This is a genomic window from Pseudomonas sp. HY7a-MNA-CIBAN-0227, from assembly GCF_040310325.1.
Taxonomy (GTDB): domain Bacteria; phylum Pseudomonadota; class Gammaproteobacteria; order Pseudomonadales; family Pseudomonadaceae; genus Aquipseudomonas.
The window spans coordinates 1-336 of sequence record NZ_JBEOPT010000060.1; the positions used below are offsets into that span (position 1 = coordinate 1).

1 protein-coding gene is annotated in these 336 nt (G+C 46.4%); it reads right to left on the reverse strand.

Features of this window, described 5'->3' with window-relative positions; genetic code table 11:
• Positions 1–336: hypothetical protein (locus tag AAEZ06_RS26960; RefSeq protein ID WP_350617124.1), on the reverse strand; the 336-nt coding region annotated here is incomplete at both ends.

Genomic DNA, 336 nt, shown 5'->3' on the forward strand with positions numbered 1-336 from the left:
GCGCAACACTGACATTACCGCCGCCGTTATTTGCTGCCGAAAAATTCACAGCCGTCAAACCATCATAGCTATATTGCTTACTAACTTGAGAAGCAGCAAGCTGTGGATTTAATAGCGGATTAACTCGCACGATCATCGTATCCGTCGGCACTTGGTTATTAATCACAGTCGTGCTGGTTGCCGTTGTTCTAACTGGGGCAACAGCTACACTACTGGTTTCTACAATCGGTGTAACTACTGCAGTCGTAGTAATGGCGTTATTGTCATTGAGTACGTCTTGAATCGGGTCATTGGTTATGACTGGACGACTGGGGTCAGTCAGGGTCAACAGTAGAT